The organism is Rathayibacter sp. AY1C7 (assembly GCF_002931865.1).
In the GTDB taxonomy this organism is placed as follows: domain Bacteria; phylum Actinomycetota; class Actinomycetes; order Actinomycetales; family Microbacteriaceae; genus Rathayibacter.
In genome coordinates this window covers 1-15,245 of record NZ_PSWB01000009.1, presented here as the reverse complement: position 1 = coordinate 15,245, position 15,245 = coordinate 1, and the positions used below count along the sequence as shown (strand labels likewise).

Below are 15,245 nucleotides of genomic sequence, written 5' to 3'. Positions count from 1 at the left end.
AGCGTGGACGATCGTCAGCGTCACGTTGCAGCGAGCGCATAGGTGCTGACTCATGCAGCCAGGAGCCGAGCCCGCGAACGCGGCGCAGTTCAAAGACGAAGGTGATCACCTCCACGTTCGCACTGGTTAAAGACGGTTCAAGTCGCCTCCGTTTGAGCTCCCCGACTATTGCCAGGGAACCCGGTCTGCGTGTAACGTGCGTTCTTCCCAAGCAAGAGGGAGCTGACATTGACAGCCATACCCGAATGGCGAAACAGGTCTGCTGTTGCGCGAATTCTTAACCACTTGAATCAGAATCGGACTGGTCCATCTGTCAGCGTTACTGCATGGCAAACGCAGGCATCGAGCGTGTTGCATGCCTCAACTGTTCCGCTATATGAAATACAAATGCTCATCACGAACTTGCTTTCAGAGGCGCCTCTGCTCGAGCTTCCTACAATGATTGACGAGGCTCTAAAAACCCGAGACACCGCGACTGTTAGAGATGCTCGACGAGTATTAACGGTAGTGCGAGATGGGCTAAAGCTCGTAGGTGAAAAATCGGGAAATCAATCGGAGTTGATACGGTCGCTTTCCGAATTAACTCGTGAACTAGGCCGTTTTTTAGATGGTGAGGACCGTCTAATGAAGAACGTTTCAATCTTGTGTTCCATTGGGTACTCGGAATCAGTGAAAGTCACTACGGCTGACGAAGCAATGTGCAGGTTTGAGCGCGCAATATCTGTCCAGATATCCGCGGATCCTTCTAAGAATTTCGAAGAGTTCCACCGCTCGCGGCGCAAGATTCGACGTGTAACCTACGGATTCATGTTGTGGCATCTGAGCGGTACGAACGATTCTGCCGTTGAAGCCGTCTCGGTTCGTAGCATTCCGTTAAATAACGCGCTAGGTGATGAAAAGGACAAATATGGCCCAGTTGCCCGTTTTTGACGCTCAAACTTTGATTTCGGAGCTTCGCGTCGTACTGTCAGATAAAGTTGACGCGCCCGTTCCTCATACATGGATACTAGAACTAGAACAACGTTTGAGTGCGCATTTGCTAACTAATTCTCAGATTGAGCGCCTTATTGACGGTAGTGTAATGATGCTTAAGCATGTTAATTTTGAAGAGCTTTCGACAAGCCCCGTCGCCCACCAACTCGGACGTGCTGAACTACGGACACTGACTTTCAGTCGACGAGTTTTGATAACCGCGCGCGATGTTCTAATTATTTGCTCAGCAAAAGAGCGACTTTGGGACGACTGGTTTGGAGTGTGGCTCACCTGTCACCATCTAGGCGAGGTAATTGATTCTAAGGGGACTTCCGCCGACGCCTGGTTCGGCATGGCGGATAATGTCGAAGTGGCGACACGTCAAGCGCAACAGTCGGTAGACATTGCGGCGCCTGCCCAGGCAATGGAAAGGATTAGAGCCATCCTCCGCTCTGCATGGGAGATTGAGGCAAATTCGGACTATAGCTCCTTCCACTTCGCGCGCAAAGAGCTAAGAAGAATTGTAAGCTTGTATACAATGCTGTCGATATTGTTCCCCGATCCTGAGCTCTCGATTCTTGTTCGAAAGGGAATCGCATTGAATCGTAGACTCGGAAGCAGAAAAGATGAAATAATGGGTTTGCCATTCTCTCCGACAGACTTCTAAACCGGGCTTTGGTGCCGTCCTTACCGTTGTTGTGAAGTTGGTAACTTAGTTGCGCTTGTGGCAAGTCATGCGCCACGCGGCGATACTCGGCAGCGCGCCAAGACCGGCGGCGGTTCCCGTCGAGAGGCAGTCAAAGTAACAGCAGCCTATTACAATCCGTGCCAGGCCGGATTGCTCCTCGCGCGCCCGAGACCGATGCTTCTGCGCCCACCATTTTATCCGAAATTATTCGTTGCATCGAGGTGCAAATAGAGGTAGCAGCGATTTATGAATAGTCGGCAGCAGGTTGAACAAAAAAAGGGCGGCCCGAAGGCCGCCCTTTGCGCCTAGTTATCCCGACGCTTAGTTGTTGCTCTGAAATAATAACCGGCAATAGCGCCGATGATTACAAGCAAGGACTCAATAGCAGAACTCTGTACGATAATGCTTGTGAGTACAAGACCAAGAACGCCCAGGACTAGAACTAACTGGACAATTTCCTTGGGTTCCCACGACGACTTCGGGGGATGCCAGGTCGATTGCTCCAGCCGAGGCACAAAGGGTTCGAGTGGCAAGTCTTTAGGCACCTCAGCGGCCTGCGCCGCCTGGATGGTAGAACTTTCATCGGTCAGGTTTTCATCTTTGCTCTCCTTTTGTATGATCACCTTGATCACAGTGTGTTGTTTTATCACCATTGGCAATGACGCCACAACAATATGATCCGCACCAATAAACCCTCGATCCGTGGCTGCCTGGCCTCTAATCAGATCGGGGTCGCGTGAGTCGCTACTATCTCGCATTATTCTGCTCCATTTTATCTGAAAACGACTCGCTCTGAGTCGTTTGTCTTTGGGTCAACGAGATAGATTCGTTTACCCTCTCTCTGAGAATCCTCGATGAACTTTTGGGTTCCAATCGATCGGCGAAGGATTTCAGTGACCGTTACTGCTTCTTCGGCGGCCATCGCGCGCAATTGTTCGAGGACCTGATCCGAGAGATTTACGGAAATTTTCTGATAGCCGTTTGGCATCAGATCCGCCTCCCTATGAGTAGCTTTGATGTTCTCTCTTGAATTTTGAAGTTTCGTCAGCGCTTCAGCGTAAGCCAAAGATAATACAGGAAGCATACCCTGTCAACCCTGCATGCTCGCATCGTCCGCGAAATTTGTCTCCCCGCGGTCAGCTCGCCGACTCCTCGTAGGACTGCGAGCGAGGAGTTAACTGACATAAGGTAGATTATCGGAGGTTTGCCCAACTGTGGATTGAGTGCCCTGGGCTGGTTCCGTGGAGTGGGCCGCGGCGGTCTCGCACGCTGAGGCACGCCATGCAAAGAAGGGGAGCATCCAGTCGGATGCTCCCCTTCGCTGTTGCCTTGGGCTCAGGCCGTCGCCTCCCGCGCCGCCACCACTTCGGTGTAGAGCGGGGGTTGGTTGTCGTCCTCGAACATGCCGACCGGCGGCGGCGTGTAGGGCAGCGGATCTCCGACGTCGTTCTCGTCGGGAGTCCGCGAATGGCCCGTCCATCGAGAGGAGCACGTTCATGTGCGGGTCGCAGTGGTTGACCCACCAGGTGCTGGGCCCGTCCGTCTCGTCTCGTCGTGCGGCCTCCCACGCTCGCCACAGGGCCTCGATGCGCTGCACCGCCTCCTTGCTTTCCCACCAGGCCGCTTTCCAGCGCATGCCGCCCCCGGAGCCATACGCAATCACCCGGCGGCGGTAGGTGCTGATGAGCTGCTTGCGCACGAACTCATCCGCGGACCCGTAGTGCGTCGTTACTGCCTCCTCGCCTGGCGCCGGAGCGTGCTCTGCGGTGGGTGCGGAGTCCTCGCCGCCGAACGGGTCGAAGTCGTATGCGGTCATGCTTCCTCGATAACGGCGGTAGTGACGAGGGGCGGCGTCGTCGGTGCGGGCTTGCCCGCTTTGTGGTTCGCGATGGAGGCGTTGATCGACTCCACCAGCGCCTTGGGTCCGTCGAACCAGGGGACGGTGCGCAGAATCGCGGCACGGTTACCGGAGGACATCATCACCGCGCGCCCGATCTTGCGGCCCTTCCTCGGTGTGGGGAGGTTCGCCAGCTCCGCGACGTCGAGGATCAGTTCGCGCTTCAACGCGCTCGTGGTCGAGCGCACACCCTTGTTCATGCTCGCGGAGGTCGTCTCCCGGTCGTAGGTGCCGATCAGGTCGGACACCATGCGCAGGACCCTGAACCGACCCCTTGACAGCACGGTGCTCGGAGCTGAGTGACGCGATGCGCTCACACGCACCGCTCGAGCAAAGGCTCGCTCCCTCCGCCGTCACACCCAACTAGGAGGTACCACAGGGGCTCGCGGGTATGTAAACGCCCAGCCCCCATGCCCGTCGGCCACCCTTCCCGGCCACAGGGCCACGCCGCCGGGCCTGCGAAGCCCCGCGTTACCTCTTCTAGCGTTCCATAGCGGAACGCAATAAAGTCACTGCCTCGAAGGTAAGTTTCGGCTGGCTGGTATGAACTGCTTGCCCGACCCATTTGATGCCATTCTCATCAGCCTTGATAGACGCGGTTCCAACGGGTTCCGAAAGCTCTTGGGCTGTATTCATACCATGAAGTAGTGCGGCTTCCACTCCTTCGGACGTGAGAAGCTGTTCATGCCACCCGAGAACGTTGGAGGGTCCTCTTCGATATCTATAGAGGATGAAGGCGTCATTAGGTTCCTGTGCCCAGCAGTGAATAAGTTCGATATCACCAGCACGATCTTGCTTTAGGAAAACACGCACTCCTCGCAGGAAGGCGTCGGCTGTATGTTCCGCCTGTGTCATTGCCCAACTCCTTTTAATCGACAGTAGCAGAGGAGAAGAGTAGATTTCTTCTCCTCTGCTACTGACCGAACTTACTCCGTGAACATGATCTCCGGCAGGGGCGCGTAGTCGAACGCGACCTCGGTCACGTCGCTTGCGATCTCTGCCTTCAGCTCCTCGATCTCCGGCGACGCGAGGATCTCGGCCTGCTTCGCTTGTTGGTCCGCCGTGAGCCCTTCCTCCGCAGGCGTGCTCGACCGGCTAAACGGGTTGTCGACACCTGGGTAGTCAATCGAGTACGTCACCCAGTCGGCGCAGCGAGCTTCGCCGCCCTGCTTGCAGTAGAGGGTCTGCATGCCCATCTTTCCGCCGACGGGCCATCCGTAGTACAGGTCGTACGACCGGGGATTGTAGATGCCCAGCAACTCGACCTGCTCGCGGAGCACGCACCTGCCGTCGACGCAGTCGTAGTTGCCCGCGTAGGCCTTGAGATTGTAATTGCCGTTCCCCTGCAGCGTGCTGTTCGTGGAAGCCATCACCTTCTTCATTGCGTTGGTGCTCCAGATGTTGTGCTTGTGGAAAACCTTGTCGAGGCCCCACCCGCGCTCGATGTCTGCATCGTAGAAGCCGCGCCGGATCGGGAAACTCCCATGCGTACTGCTCGACACCGTCGCGAAGGTGTCGGTACTGGGGTAGCCGGCGGGCGGTTGTGCTGCCATCACCGGTCCCGTAGAGACCAGTCCGATTCCGGTGGCTGCGATGCCCGCAATAAGCAGGCTTGCAGCGAAGGAACGGAAACGCTTCATGCGATCCACCTTTAGCTTCTTGTCTCTACTCTCATTGGCACTTCTGAATTCCCTCAATGGCATATCGAACGGCCTTTCATCTGTAGCGTTTTTTCAGATGCGGATTGATCTCCGCGTTTGAAGAAGGCTTGCAGCGAAGTCAGGAACGGTCAAGAGCGGAGCTTCAAGTGGCGGGATAAGTGGCGCGTTCGTGAGCGAGGAGTCTTACTCGGATCTTCGTGAATTCGGCTCTACTTCTTTCTCTCCTCCGCTTTCGCTTGCTTCAGCGCCCTCGGTTGGCGTGGCCGGAAGGGTGGCGGCCAGCGCGCTGGTGAGATCACTTCGGGGGCCGCCCGCAATGCGACTCTCGTTGGCAGCACACTCCGATCGACCATATGAGTATGTGTCACGTTCCAGGCTTGTGGTGAGAGGATGAAAGGTATGACAGGAGCGAAAAATCGCAGCACACCAGTGAAACCACTCCAAGATCGAGCTCATCGAACGCGAGCCGCGATCGTCGCGGCGGCACGCGAAGTCGTCATCGAGGTGGGTAGAGATCGGGCGACAACCGCCAAGGTGGCGGCTCGCGCCAGCGTCGGCATCGGCACTCTCTACCGGTATTTCGTCGATTTCGCGGATGTGCTCGAGGCTGTTTATGCAGAGGATCCGATCTACGATAGACATCAAGCGGTACTGAGAGCTGCGCACAAGGCGACCGACTCGGAGAGCGCCGAGACCGTCGCGGTGGAAGCTCTTCAAGAACTCATAAAGGAACTCAGGGCTGAGTCGCTTCTCGAAGCCGAGCTGCGTCTTTACACCTGATCTCGGGATCGTGCGAGCAACCCGCGGTGTCCGCTCGCATCGCAGAAGGCCTTCGTTTGTTCAGCGAGCGCACGCATCGGATGCCTCGCCACGAGGGACCATCAGCGCTCGCCGCCCGACCGCTCCCCGAACTCCACGAGCTTCGCGAACAGGTCCTCGATCAGCCAGCGGGTGTCGAACGCCTCGCGGACCCGGATCGTGTACGGCCCGGAGTCGGGCAGGAGCTCGCCGTCCGCGGAGAACCGCGGTGCGCGGCGCTTCCGCCAGCGTCCGCCGGCGGGGTTCATCACGGCGCCGATCGCCGGGCTGTCACCCAGCGACCGGAAGTCGAGCGGCCCGTACGGGATGGTGTCGTTGAACGCGATCAGCTGGTCCACCAGGTAGTCCCCGAGCGGGCTCGTGCCGCGCAGCCGGGTCCGCAGCTCGGCGTGTCCGACTCCGACTCCGGAGTACACGGGCATCGGGATCTGCCAGAGGGCGATGCCCGACTCGAGCACCAGATTCGCGGCGCCGACGTCGTTGATCAGGTTGAACTCGGGGCTGTAGGCGGGGATCTCGTCGTAGGGCGGGCCGCCGACCCAGACGACCACGACGTCGCGGGAGGCGATCGACGGCTCGAGCAGGAGAGCTGCGGCGACGTCGGTCAGCGGCCCGAGCACGGCGATCCACAGCCGGCCCGCGTCGCGCAGGGCCTCCGCGACGATCAGGCGGGCGCCGTCGGATGCCGTCGCGGGCAGGGCCGACTCGGCGCCGTCGACGACGGTCACCGTCGATCCCGCCAACTCCACGATGCGGTCGATCTCGGCGCGCGACTCCGGCATGCTCCCCGGCCGGCCGAAGTGCGCGGCGACCAGGCCGCGGACGTCGAGGGTCTCGGTCAGCAGCGCCTGGACGATCGCGAACTGGTCGTCGGCCTCGTTCGCGGCGTCGGTGCTGACGATCAGGCGGTGCGGGGGAGGCGGGGTCATGCGGACTCGCGCTGCACGAGGGTCGTCGCGAGGATCGGCTGCCGGTCGACGGGGCGGCCCTGGACGACGGCGACGACGGTCTCGGCGGCGACGCGGCCCATGTCCTCCAGGGGCTGGCGGATGGTCGTGAGGGTCGGATCCGAGGTGGTCGCGATGACGACGTCGTCGAAGCCGATCACGGAGACGTCGGCGGGGACGCGGCGGCCGGACGCCTGCAGGACGCGGATGGCGCCGTTGGCCATCAGGTCCGACGAGGCGAAGACGCCGTCGAGGTCGGGGTGGCGCTGCAGGAGGCGCGCCATCGCGGCGGAACCGCTCTCGAGGGTGAAGGCGCCGTGCACGATCGGGCTGGAGTCGAGGCCGAGCTCGGTCAGCTCGTCGCGCCAGCCGCGGATGCGGTCGCGGGCGGGCTCCATGTCGTGCGGGCCGGCGATGATGCCCAGGCGCCGGCGGCCGGAGTCGGCGAGCGCGCGGGCGGCGAGGCGGCCGCCTCCGTAGTTGTCGGAGTCGATGACGATCGCGTCCTCGGGCAGGGCGACGCGCGGGCGGCCGACCCAGGCGATCGGCACGGGGGAGTCGGCCAGCGCCTGGGCGAGGTGGGTGATCTCGTGCTGGAGGATCACGATCGCGCCGTCGACGGCCCGCGAGCGGAGGAAGCGGGGGATGCGGTCGCTGTCGTCGTGGTCGGCGGGCAGCAGCACGGGCTGCACCTCGCCGGCGTAGAGGCCCTTCGCGGCGCCCTTCAGCACCGAGGTGAAGAACGTCCCGGTGAGGCTGTCGAGCTCGTTGAAGGCGACGATCAGGGCGATGGCCCCGGCCCGCCCGCCGCGGAGCATCCGGGCGGCGCTGTTCGCCTCGTAGCCGAGGGACTTCGCGGCGCGCTCGACCGCGGCGGTCATCCGGACGTCGACATTGGTGCCGCCTGCGAGCACCCGGGCGGCGGTGGCGCGCGAGACGCCCGCGGCCTGGGCGACGTCCACCAGCGTGGGTCGAGTCATGCTGCTTCCTTCTGCGAGGGGAGGTTCCGGCTTCCGCGCCTCCCCGCGGAGCACGGTGGGGAGAGCGTCGAGGTGAAGACTCGCACGGGGCGGCGGGCGGCCGTCCGGAACTGCTCGATTTGCGAAACTTCCCTTTGATACTAGGCGGAGATCGTTATCTCGCGGAGACCGGTTCTCGCTTGCATCGTGCTCGCGGGCGGGTTAGGTTGGCCGCCAAGAGATCGTTCTCTGAGGCCCGCCCTCACCGAAACCCTGCGAATCCCCAACGAAGAGGAATTGTCGTGAAAAGAAGCCTGACGGCCGTAGCCGCCGCAGCAGCAGTAGTCGCGCTCACCCTGACCGGGTGCTCGTCCGGAGGGGGAGGAGGCGCCTCGGACGACCCGAACGCCGAAGCCACCTTCTGGTCCTTCACCGGCATCAACGCCAAGGACAGCGTCGACGAGTACCTCGCGAAGATGCCCGACGCGAAGATCAAGCTCTCCGAGGTCGGCAGCACGACCGAGACCGCCACCGCCCTCACCGCGGCCCTCGCCGGCGGCAAGGTGCCCGACCTGGTCATGATCCAGAACGACGACCTGCCCCAGTTCGTCGCCAACAGCTCGAACTTCCTCGACCTGCGCACCCTCGGCGGCGACGACGTCGCCTCGACCTACCTCCCGTGGGCCGCCTCCGCCGCGACCGCCGACGACGGCTCCGTCGTGGGCGTCCCGACCGACGTCGGCGGACTGGGCTTCGCCTACCGCGCCGACCTCTTCGAGCAGGCCGGCCTGCCGACCGAGCCCGACCAGGTCGCCGAGCTCTGGAAGGACTGGCCGTCCTTCATCGAGACCGGCAAGAAGTACACCGAGGCGACCGGCAAGCCGTTCGTCGACAACATCGAGACCAGCGTCTTCTTCTCGACCGTCAACCAGGTCTCGGAGAAGTACTACTCGCCCGACGGCGAGCTGGTCTACGACACCAACCCGCAGGTGAAGGACGCGTTCCAGGTCGCCGTGGACACCAAGGACGCCGGCATCAGCGCCGGCATCGCCGCCTGGTCCTCGGGCTGGGCTCCGGGCCGCGCGAACGGCGCCTTCGCCGTGACGATCGCCCCCTCGTGGATCCTCGCCGGCATCAAGACCGACGCCCCCGACACCGCCGGCAACTGGCGCGTCACCAGCGTCCCCGGCATCGGCGGCAACTGGGGCGGCAGCGTCATCGCCATCCCCGCCCGCGCCGAGCACCCCGAGGCCGCCTGGCAGTACATCAAGACGATGATGTCGGCCGAGGGCCAGACCGACCACTTCAAGGCCTCGGGCACGCTGCCCGCCGCCACCGAGGCGGTCGCCAGCGAAGAGGTCCAGTCGTACACCGACCCGTTCTTCGGCGACTCGAAGATCGGCGAGGTCATGGCCACCTCCGTCGAGCAGTTCCCGTCCTTCTACAACGGACCGGACACCACCCCGATCAACGGGGCGCTCCTCAACACCCTCGTCGAGCTGGAGGCCGGCAACGTGACCTCCGACAAGGCGTGGTCGACCGCACTCGACACGGCCAAGCAGGCCATCGGCGGCTGATCGCCCCACCCACCCGAGCGGCCCGGCGCCTCGCGCGCCGGGCCCCTCCCCCTTTCTCGACGGAGGTACTCCCGTGTCAACGGTGACAGCAGCACCACCCCGCAAGCAGCGCAAGCAGCCCAGCGCGCCGGTCCAGAAGGCCGCGCGGATCCGCAACTCCCTCTCGGAGCGGATCGCCCCCTACGCGTACGTCGCGCCCTTCTTCATCATCTTCATCGTCTTCGGGCTCTTCCCGCTCCTGTTCACGTTCTACGTCTCGCTCTTCGACTGGAACCCGATCGGCGAGCAGACCTTCGTCGGCATCGCGAACTTCCAGCAGCTCTTCGCCGACTCCCGGTTCTGGAACGCGCTGGTCAACACCTTCGGCATCTTCATCATCTCGACGGTGCCCCAGCTGCTGTTCGCCCTCTTCCTCGCGCACCTGCTGAACCACGCCCGCCTCCGCTGGGCGAACTTCTTCCGCATGGCGCTGCTGGTGCCGTACATCACCTCCGTCGCGGCGACCGCGATCGTGTTCGCGCAGATCTTCGACAAGAACTTCGGCCTGATCAACTGGTTCCTCGGCATCTTCGGACTGCCGTCGATCAACTTCCTCGCCACGAACTACGGCTCCTGGATCGTCATCTCGACGATGGTCTTCTGGCGCTGGTTCGGCTACAACACGCTCCTCTACCTGGCGGGCCTGCAGTCGCTGCCCCGCGAGATGTTCGAGGCGGCCTCCGTCGACGGCGCGTCCAGCTGGCAGCAGTTCCGCCACCTGACGATCCCGGCGCTGCGCCCGATCATCGTCTTCACCGTGATCATGTCGACCATCGGCGGTCTGCAGATCTTCACGGAGGCGCTCCTGGTGGCTCCCGAATCGGGCCTCACCTGCGGCGCAGGCCGGCAGTGCCAGACGCTGGCGCTCTTCCTCTACGAGCAGGGCTTCGGCCAGTTCAAGTTCGGCTACGGATCCGCCATCGGCGTCGTGCTGTTCGTGATCGTGGTCCTCGTCTCCCTCCTCAACTTCTACCTCTCCACCCGCACCCGGAAGGAGGCCGTCTGATGTCGGATGTGATCGACCAGGCCGTCCCGCAGACGCTGGCCCCCACGGTCCAGAAGGCACAGCTGCCGAAGCGGCGCGGGAAGGGCGGCGGAGTCGGCTGGCCGACCTACGTCTTCCTCGTGATCGCGGTGCTCGTCTCGATCTTCCCGCTCTACTACATGTTCGTCGTCGCGTCGGTCGGAGCGACCGCCGTCACGTCGATCCCGCCGCGCCTGTACCCGGGCACGAACTTCATGGCGATCGCCGAGAAGGTGTTCGACACCGTCCCGTTCATCGCCTCGATGCTGAACAGCCTCATCGTGTCGCTGAGCATCGCCGTCATCTCTTCGATCCTCTGCGCGATGGCCGGCTTCGCCTTCGCGAAGCTGCAGTTCCCGGGCCGCAACGTGCTGTTCCTGATCGTGCTGCTGACGATGACGGTGCCGGCGCAGCTGAGCATCATCCCGCAGTACCTGATCGTCTCGGCGCTCGACTGGGTCGACACCCTCCAGGCGATCATCGTGCCGGGCCTGGCCAGCGCCTTCGGCATCTTCTGGATGCGGCAGCACATGTCCACGACGGTCAGCGACGAGCTGATCCAGGCGGCCCGCATCGACGGCGCCAACTCGTGGCAGCTGTTCTGGCGCATCGCCTTCCCGGTGGTCCGCCCCGCGGCGTTCGTCCTCGGGCTGATCACCTTCACCGCGGTCTGGAACGACTTCATGTGGCCGTTCATCGTCCTCAAGTCGCCGGAGCTGTTCACGGTGCAGATCGCGCTGAAGCAGCTGCAGGCCAACCGCTCGATCGACGTCGCCCTGGCGATGGGCGGATCGTTCATGGCCACCCTCCCGCTGCTGATCGCGTTCTTCTTCGTCGGCCGCCGGATGGTGTCCGGGATCATGGACGGGGCGTTCAAGGGCTGATGCACGACGCTTCCCCAGCACTGCCCGGGACGGACGCCGCGCGTCCTCCCGGGCGGGACTGGCGGGACCGCGCTCTGCCTCCGGCCGAGCGCGCCCGCCTCCTGACCCAGGAACTCACCCTCGAGGAGAAGGCGGCGCAGCTCGGCTCCGTCTGGCTCACCGACTCCGCCGACGACTTCGCCCCGAAGCTCGACGACGGGCCCGCCGCGGGCGACGACCTCTTCACCGGCGGCCTCGGCCAGCTGACCCGCGTGTTCGGCACCGAGCCGGTCACCGTCCCGGAGGGCGTCCGCCGGCTCCGCGAGCTGCAGGAGCGCGTGGTCGCCGGCAGCCGCCTCGGCATCCCGGCCATCGCGCACGAGGAGTGCCTCACCGGCCTGGCCGCGTACGGCGCGACCGCGTTCCCCACTCCGCTCGCCTGGGCGGCCACCTTCCACGAGGAGCTCGTTGGCGAGATGGCGGAGGCGATCGGCTCGGACATGCGCGCCCTCGGCATCCACCAGGGCCTCGCCCCGGTCGTCGACGTCGTGAAGGACTACCGCTGGGGCCGCGTCGAGGAGACCCTCGGCGAGGACCCGTACCTGGTCTCGCAGCTCGGTGCCGCCTACGTGGCGGGGCTGGAGGGGACCGGCGTCGTCGCGACGCTGAAGCACTTCGCGGGGTACGCCGCCTCCCGCGGCGCCCGCAACCACGGACCCGTCAGCATGGGGCCGCGCGAGCTCGCCGACACGGTGCTGCCACCGTTCGAGGCCGCCCTGCGGCACGGCGGCGCCCGCAGCGTGATGACCTCGTACACCGACATCGACGGCGTGCCCAGCAGCGCCAGCCGGCACCTGCTGACGACGCTGCTCCGCGATCGCTGGGGCTTCGAGGGCACGGTCGTCGCCGACTACTGGGCGGTGCCGTTCCTCCAGGCCATGCACCACGTGGCGGTCGATGCGGCCGACGCGGGGCGCCTGGCGCTGCACGCGGGGGTCGACGTCGAGCTGCCGCAGACGGCGGCGTACGGCGAGCTGCCGCGCCTGATCCGCGAGGGCGTCGTCGACGAGGCCGACCTCGACCGCTCCGTGGCCAGGCACCTGCGCCACAAGTTCGAGGCGGGCCTGCTCGACGGCGGCCCGCTGGTGCCCGAGGGGGCCGAGGAGGTCGACCTCGACAGCGCCCGCAACCGCGCGATCTCGTCGCGGATCGCGGAGGAGTCGGTCGTGCTGCTGCGCGACGAGGACGTCGCGGGGCTGCTGTCCTCCGGCTCGCTCGCCGTCGTGGGACCGGCCGCGGACCAGTTCCGCAGCTTGGTCGGCTGCTACGCGTTCCCCAACCACGTGCTCTCCAAGCACCCCGGCCACGACCTCGGGCTGTCGATCCCGACGGTGCTGACGGCGCTGCAGGAGGAGTTCGGAGCGTCGCGCGTGCGCTTCGGGGCGGGCGGCTCGATCACCTCCGCGTCGACCGACGGCGTGCAGGAGGCGGTGGACCTCGTCCGCGCCTCCGACGCGGCGGTCGTCGTGGTCGGCGACATCGCCGGGCTCTTCGGCGACGGCACCTCGGGCGAGGGCTGCGACGCGGCCGACCTCCGCCTCCCCGGAGCGCAGGAGCCGCTGGTGACGGCCGTGCTCGAGACCGGCGTGCCCACCGTGGTGGTCGTCCTCTCGGGCCGGCCCTACGCGCTCGGGGCGTTCGGAGCGGCGCGCGGACTCGTGCAGGCGTTCTTCCCGGGAGCGGACGGGGCGGCTGCGGTCGCCGGCGTGCTCTCGGGCCGCGTGGCTCCGACCGGGCGGCTGCCCGTGCAGATCCCGCGGCTCCCGTCCGCGTCGACCACGTACCTGCAGCCGTCGCTCGGGCTCTCGAACCCCGGGATCACGGCGCTGGACGCGACTCCGCTCTACCCGTTCGGCTACGGGCTGACCCGCGGCGCGGTGACGTACACGGAGCTGGCGACGGCGGCGGAGCTGCCGGTCGGCGGATCGCTCGACGTGGCGGTATCGCTCCGGAACGACGGCGCCGACACGGTCGAGGTGGTGCAGCTCTACGCGGGCTACCCGACCTCGGCGGTGGTGCGGCCGGTCGCGCAGCTCATCGGCTTCGCGCGCGTGCCGATCGCGGCGGGCGAGACGATGACGGTGCACTTCCACGTCGACGCGGCCCGGCTCGCGGTGACGGGGGAGGACGGCCGGCTCGCCGTGGACCCGGGGCCGCTGCGGCTGACGGCCGGCGCCTCGGCGGCGGACGCGGCGGTGACGGCGGAGGTGTCGATCACGGGGGAGCGGCGGCTGCTCGCCGAGCGGGCGCTGCGGACCCCCTGGTCGGTGGCGCGAGGCTGAGCGGTCGGCGCCTCAGGGGGGAGGCGCCGGCCGCTCGCGGGGGGCGGGCCGGCGGTGCCGGCTCGCGACCCCGCGGAAGTCGCGGTACTCGCGCGCGAGTCCTGCGACTTCTGCGGGGTCGTCGGCCCGGAGCGCGACGGCCGCGTAGCACCGCAGGCGCACAGCGCAAGGGGCCCGCGCGAGCCGGGGGCCCGGCCTAGCGTGGAAGGAGCGGCGCCGCCGGTGGCGGGCCGCGGAGAAGACCGATGCAGAGGAGAGTCATGCCCGCCCTGACCGACACGTTCACGCTGTCCAACGGAGTCGCCATCCCGAAGATCGGGTTCGGCACCTGGCAGATCCCCGACGGCCCCGAGGCCTACGACGCGACGACCGCCGCGCTCGAGGCGGGCTACCGCCACATCGACACCGCCCGCGCCTACGGCAACGAGGCGAGCGTCGCCCGGGCACTGCGCGACAGCGGCGTCCCGCGCGACGAGGTGTTCATCACCACCAAGCTCCCGGCCGAGGTGAAGGACTACGAGGGCGCGAAGGCGAGCTTCGAGACCACCATGGCGGCGCTCGAGCTCGACCACGTCGACCTGTACCTCATCCACGCCCCGTGGCCCTGGCAGGACATGGGCTCCGACCACCGCGAGGGCAACATCGCGGCGTGGAAGGCGATGGAGGAGATCCTCGAGGCCGGTCGCTCGAGGGCCATCGGCGTCTCGAACTTCCAGGTCGCCGATCTGGAGTCGCTGATCGCGGCGACCGACGTGGTGCCGCACGCCAACCAGATCCGCTGGTTCGTCGGCAACACCCAGGACGAGACGACCGCGTACTGCAAGGAGCACGGCATCCTCGTCGAGGGGTACTCGCCACTCGCGACGGGCGGCCTGCTCGACAACTCCGACATCGGCGAGATCGCCGCGAAGTACGATAAGTCGGTGGCGCAGCTCTGCATCCGCTACCTGCTCGAGAAGGACGTGCTGCCGCTGCCGAAGTCGACGACGCCCTCGCGCATCGTCGAGAACGCCGACGTCGACTTCGAGATCTCGTCCGAGGACCTCGCGCACCTCGACTCGCTCGTCGACACGGAGTCCTGACCCGCGGTCGCCCGCTCGTGACGGGCCGGAGGCCGTCGCACTCGAGCTCGAGTGCGGCGGCCTCCGTCGTCTCGGCGCGTCCGCCGCCGCCTCCGCTCGCGAGTGCGCAGGAGTTGTCGCAGTGGGCGTCGAGTGCGACAAGTCCTGGCTTCTCGCCGGACTCCTCCGATCGCGGTTCCGCGAGTGCGCAGGAGTTGTCGCAGTCGGTCTCGAGTGCGACAACTCCTGGAGTCTCGGGGTGCTCGGCGTAGGAGCGACGGGCGTCCGGCGTCCCGAGGCCGCTCGCGAGTGCGCAGGAGTTGTCGCAGTGGGCGTCGAGTGCGACAAGTCCTGGCTTCTCGCCGAGCCGGGGCGAGGCGGGGCGGGCCGGGGCGG

The 15,245-nt window shown here is 65.3% G+C and carries 15 protein-coding genes; 8 read left to right on the top strand and 7 right to left on the bottom strand.

What is annotated here, in order from left to right; all coding sequences use genetic code 11:
- Positions 1–387: 387 nt before the first annotated feature.
- On the top strand, positions 388–930 hold the full coding sequence (locus C5C69_RS16660; protein WP_146083608.1) for a hypothetical protein: 543 nt from the start codon (positions 388–390) through the stop codon (positions 928–930).
- Positions 908–1,639 (top strand): hypothetical protein, encoded by a 732-nt coding sequence (locus tag C5C69_RS16655; protein WP_146083607.1) that lies wholly within the window; start codon positions 908–910, stop codon positions 1,637–1,639. The genes C5C69_RS16660 and C5C69_RS16655 overlap by 23 nt, the downstream gene beginning before the upstream one ends.
- Positions 1,640–1,965: 326 nt before the next feature.
- Here the strand turns inward: C5C69_RS16655 and C5C69_RS16650 are convergent, their stop codons facing one another.
- The 5 genes from C5C69_RS16650 to C5C69_RS06525 form a co-directional block, all read right to left on the bottom strand.
- Positions 1,966–2,292 carry a hypothetical protein gene (locus tag C5C69_RS16650; RefSeq protein ID WP_146083606.1) on the bottom strand — a complete coding sequence of 109 codons (327 nt, stop codon included), beginning with the start codon at positions 2,290–2,292 and terminating at the stop codon, positions 1,966–1,968.
- A 542-nt stretch (positions 2,293–2,834) separates the two neighbouring features.
- Positions 2,835–3,476: a DUF4913 domain-containing protein gene (locus tag C5C69_RS17450; RefSeq protein WP_219812347.1), complete on the bottom strand. Its 642-nt coding sequence runs from the start codon at positions 3,474–3,476 to the stop codon at positions 2,835–2,837.
- A complete protein-coding gene (locus C5C69_RS06530) occupies positions 3,473–3,808 on the bottom strand; it encodes a hypothetical protein (RefSeq protein ID WP_104256133.1) in 336 nt (111 codons plus the stop codon). Before C5C69_RS06530 ends, C5C69_RS17450 begins: the two co-directional genes overlap by 4 nt.
- Positions 3,809–4,037: 229 nt before the next feature.
- Positions 4,038–4,412 carry a hypothetical protein gene (locus C5C69_RS16645; RefSeq protein ID WP_146083605.1) on the bottom strand — a complete coding sequence of 125 codons (375 nt, stop codon included), beginning with the start codon at positions 4,410–4,412 and terminating at the stop codon, positions 4,038–4,040.
- A gap of 71 nt (positions 4,413–4,483) precedes the next feature.
- The gene (locus C5C69_RS06525; protein ID WP_104262297.1) at positions 4,484–5,206 is read right to left on the bottom strand and encodes a hypothetical protein; all 723 of its coding nucleotides are present in this window, start codon (positions 5,204–5,206) and stop codon (positions 4,484–4,486) included.
- Positions 5,207–5,617: 411 nt separating this feature from the next.
- Here C5C69_RS06525 and C5C69_RS06520 point away from each other — a divergent pair, with 411 nt between their 5' ends.
- Positions 5,618–5,998, top strand: a complete 381-nt coding sequence (locus C5C69_RS06520) for a TetR/AcrR family transcriptional regulator (protein WP_104288647.1) — start codon at positions 5,618–5,620, stop codon at positions 5,996–5,998.
- Between the two features lie 101 nt (positions 5,999–6,099).
- Here the strand turns inward: C5C69_RS06520 and C5C69_RS06515 are convergent, their stop codons facing one another.
- A complete protein-coding gene (locus C5C69_RS06515) occupies positions 6,100–6,966 on the bottom strand; it encodes a nucleoside hydrolase (RefSeq protein WP_104257567.1) in 867 nt (288 codons plus the stop codon).
- The gene (locus tag C5C69_RS06510) at positions 6,963–7,964 is read right to left on the bottom strand and encodes a LacI family DNA-binding transcriptional regulator (protein WP_104224675.1); all 1,002 of its coding nucleotides are present in this window, start codon (positions 7,962–7,964) and stop codon (positions 6,963–6,965) included. Before C5C69_RS06510 ends, C5C69_RS06515 begins: the two co-directional genes overlap by 4 nt.
- A 281-nt stretch (positions 7,965–8,245) precedes the next feature.
- Here C5C69_RS06510 and C5C69_RS06505 point away from each other — a divergent pair, with 281 nt between their 5' ends.
- The 5 genes from C5C69_RS06505 to C5C69_RS06485 all read left to right on the top strand — a co-directional run bounded on the left by C5C69_RS06505 (position 8,246) and on the right by C5C69_RS06485 (position 14,870).
- Positions 8,246–9,520, top strand: a complete 1,275-nt coding sequence (locus C5C69_RS06505; protein WP_104226495.1) for an extracellular solute-binding protein — start codon at positions 8,246–8,248, stop codon at positions 9,518–9,520.
- A gap of 82 nt (positions 9,521–9,602) precedes the next feature.
- Positions 9,603–10,565 carry a carbohydrate ABC transporter permease gene (locus C5C69_RS06500; protein ID WP_104224677.1) on the top strand — a complete coding sequence of 321 codons (963 nt, stop codon included), beginning with the start codon at positions 9,603–9,605 and terminating at the stop codon, positions 10,563–10,565.
- On the top strand, positions 10,565–11,467 hold the full coding sequence (locus C5C69_RS06495) for a carbohydrate ABC transporter permease (protein WP_104257566.1): 903 nt from the start codon (positions 10,565–10,567) through the stop codon (positions 11,465–11,467). Before C5C69_RS06500 ends, C5C69_RS06495 begins: the two co-directional genes overlap by 1 nt.
- Positions 11,467–13,788, top strand: a complete 2,322-nt coding sequence (locus C5C69_RS06490; protein WP_104257565.1) for a glycoside hydrolase family 3 N-terminal domain-containing protein — start codon at positions 11,467–11,469, stop codon at positions 13,786–13,788. The genes C5C69_RS06495 and C5C69_RS06490 overlap by 1 nt, the downstream gene beginning before the upstream one ends.
- Positions 13,789–14,048: 260 nt before the next feature.
- Positions 14,049–14,870 carry an aldo/keto reductase gene (locus C5C69_RS06485; protein WP_104226493.1) on the top strand — a complete coding sequence of 274 codons (822 nt, stop codon included), beginning with the start codon at positions 14,049–14,051 and terminating at the stop codon, positions 14,868–14,870.
- The last annotated feature ends 375 nt before the right edge of the window (positions 14,871–15,245 follow it).

What these genes read in the sequence shown, in the direction of transcription:
- C5C69_RS16660 (WP_146083608.1), top strand. Translation starts at nt 388, where the DNA reads ATGCTCATCACGAACTTGCTTTCAGAGGCGCCTCTGCTCGAGCTTCCT.
- C5C69_RS16655 (WP_146083607.1), top strand. Translation starts at nt 908, where the DNA reads ATGGCCCAGTTGCCCGTTTTTGACGCTCAAACTTTGATTTCGGAGCTT.
- C5C69_RS17450 (WP_219812347.1), bottom strand. Translation starts at nt 3,476, where the DNA reads ATGACCGCATACGACTTCGACCCGTTCGGCGGCGAGGACTCCGCACCC.
- C5C69_RS06530 (WP_104256133.1), bottom strand. Translation starts at nt 3,808, where the DNA reads ATGGTGTCCGACCTGATCGGCACCTACGACCGGGAGACGACCTCCGCG.
- C5C69_RS16645 (WP_146083605.1), bottom strand. Translation starts at nt 4,412, where the DNA reads ATGACACAGGCGGAACATACAGCCGACGCCTTCCTGCGAGGAGTGCGT.
- C5C69_RS06520 (WP_104288647.1), top strand. Translation starts at nt 5,618, where the DNA reads ATGACAGGAGCGAAAAATCGCAGCACACCAGTGAAACCACTCCAAGAT.
- C5C69_RS06515 (WP_104257567.1), bottom strand. Translation starts at nt 6,966, where the DNA reads ATGACCCCGCCTCCCCCGCACCGCCTGATCGTCAGCACCGACGCCGCG.
- C5C69_RS06510 (WP_104224675.1), bottom strand. Translation starts at nt 7,964, where the DNA reads ATGACTCGACCCACGCTGGTGGACGTCGCCCAGGCCGCGGGCGTCTCG.
- C5C69_RS06495 (WP_104257566.1), top strand. Translation starts at nt 10,565, where the DNA reads ATGTCGGATGTGATCGACCAGGCCGTCCCGCAGACGCTGGCCCCCACG.
- C5C69_RS06490 (WP_104257565.1), top strand. Translation starts at nt 11,467, where the DNA reads ATGCACGACGCTTCCCCAGCACTGCCCGGGACGGACGCCGCGCGTCCT.
- C5C69_RS06485 (WP_104226493.1), top strand. Translation starts at nt 14,049, where the DNA reads ATGCCCGCCCTGACCGACACGTTCACGCTGTCCAACGGAGTCGCCATC.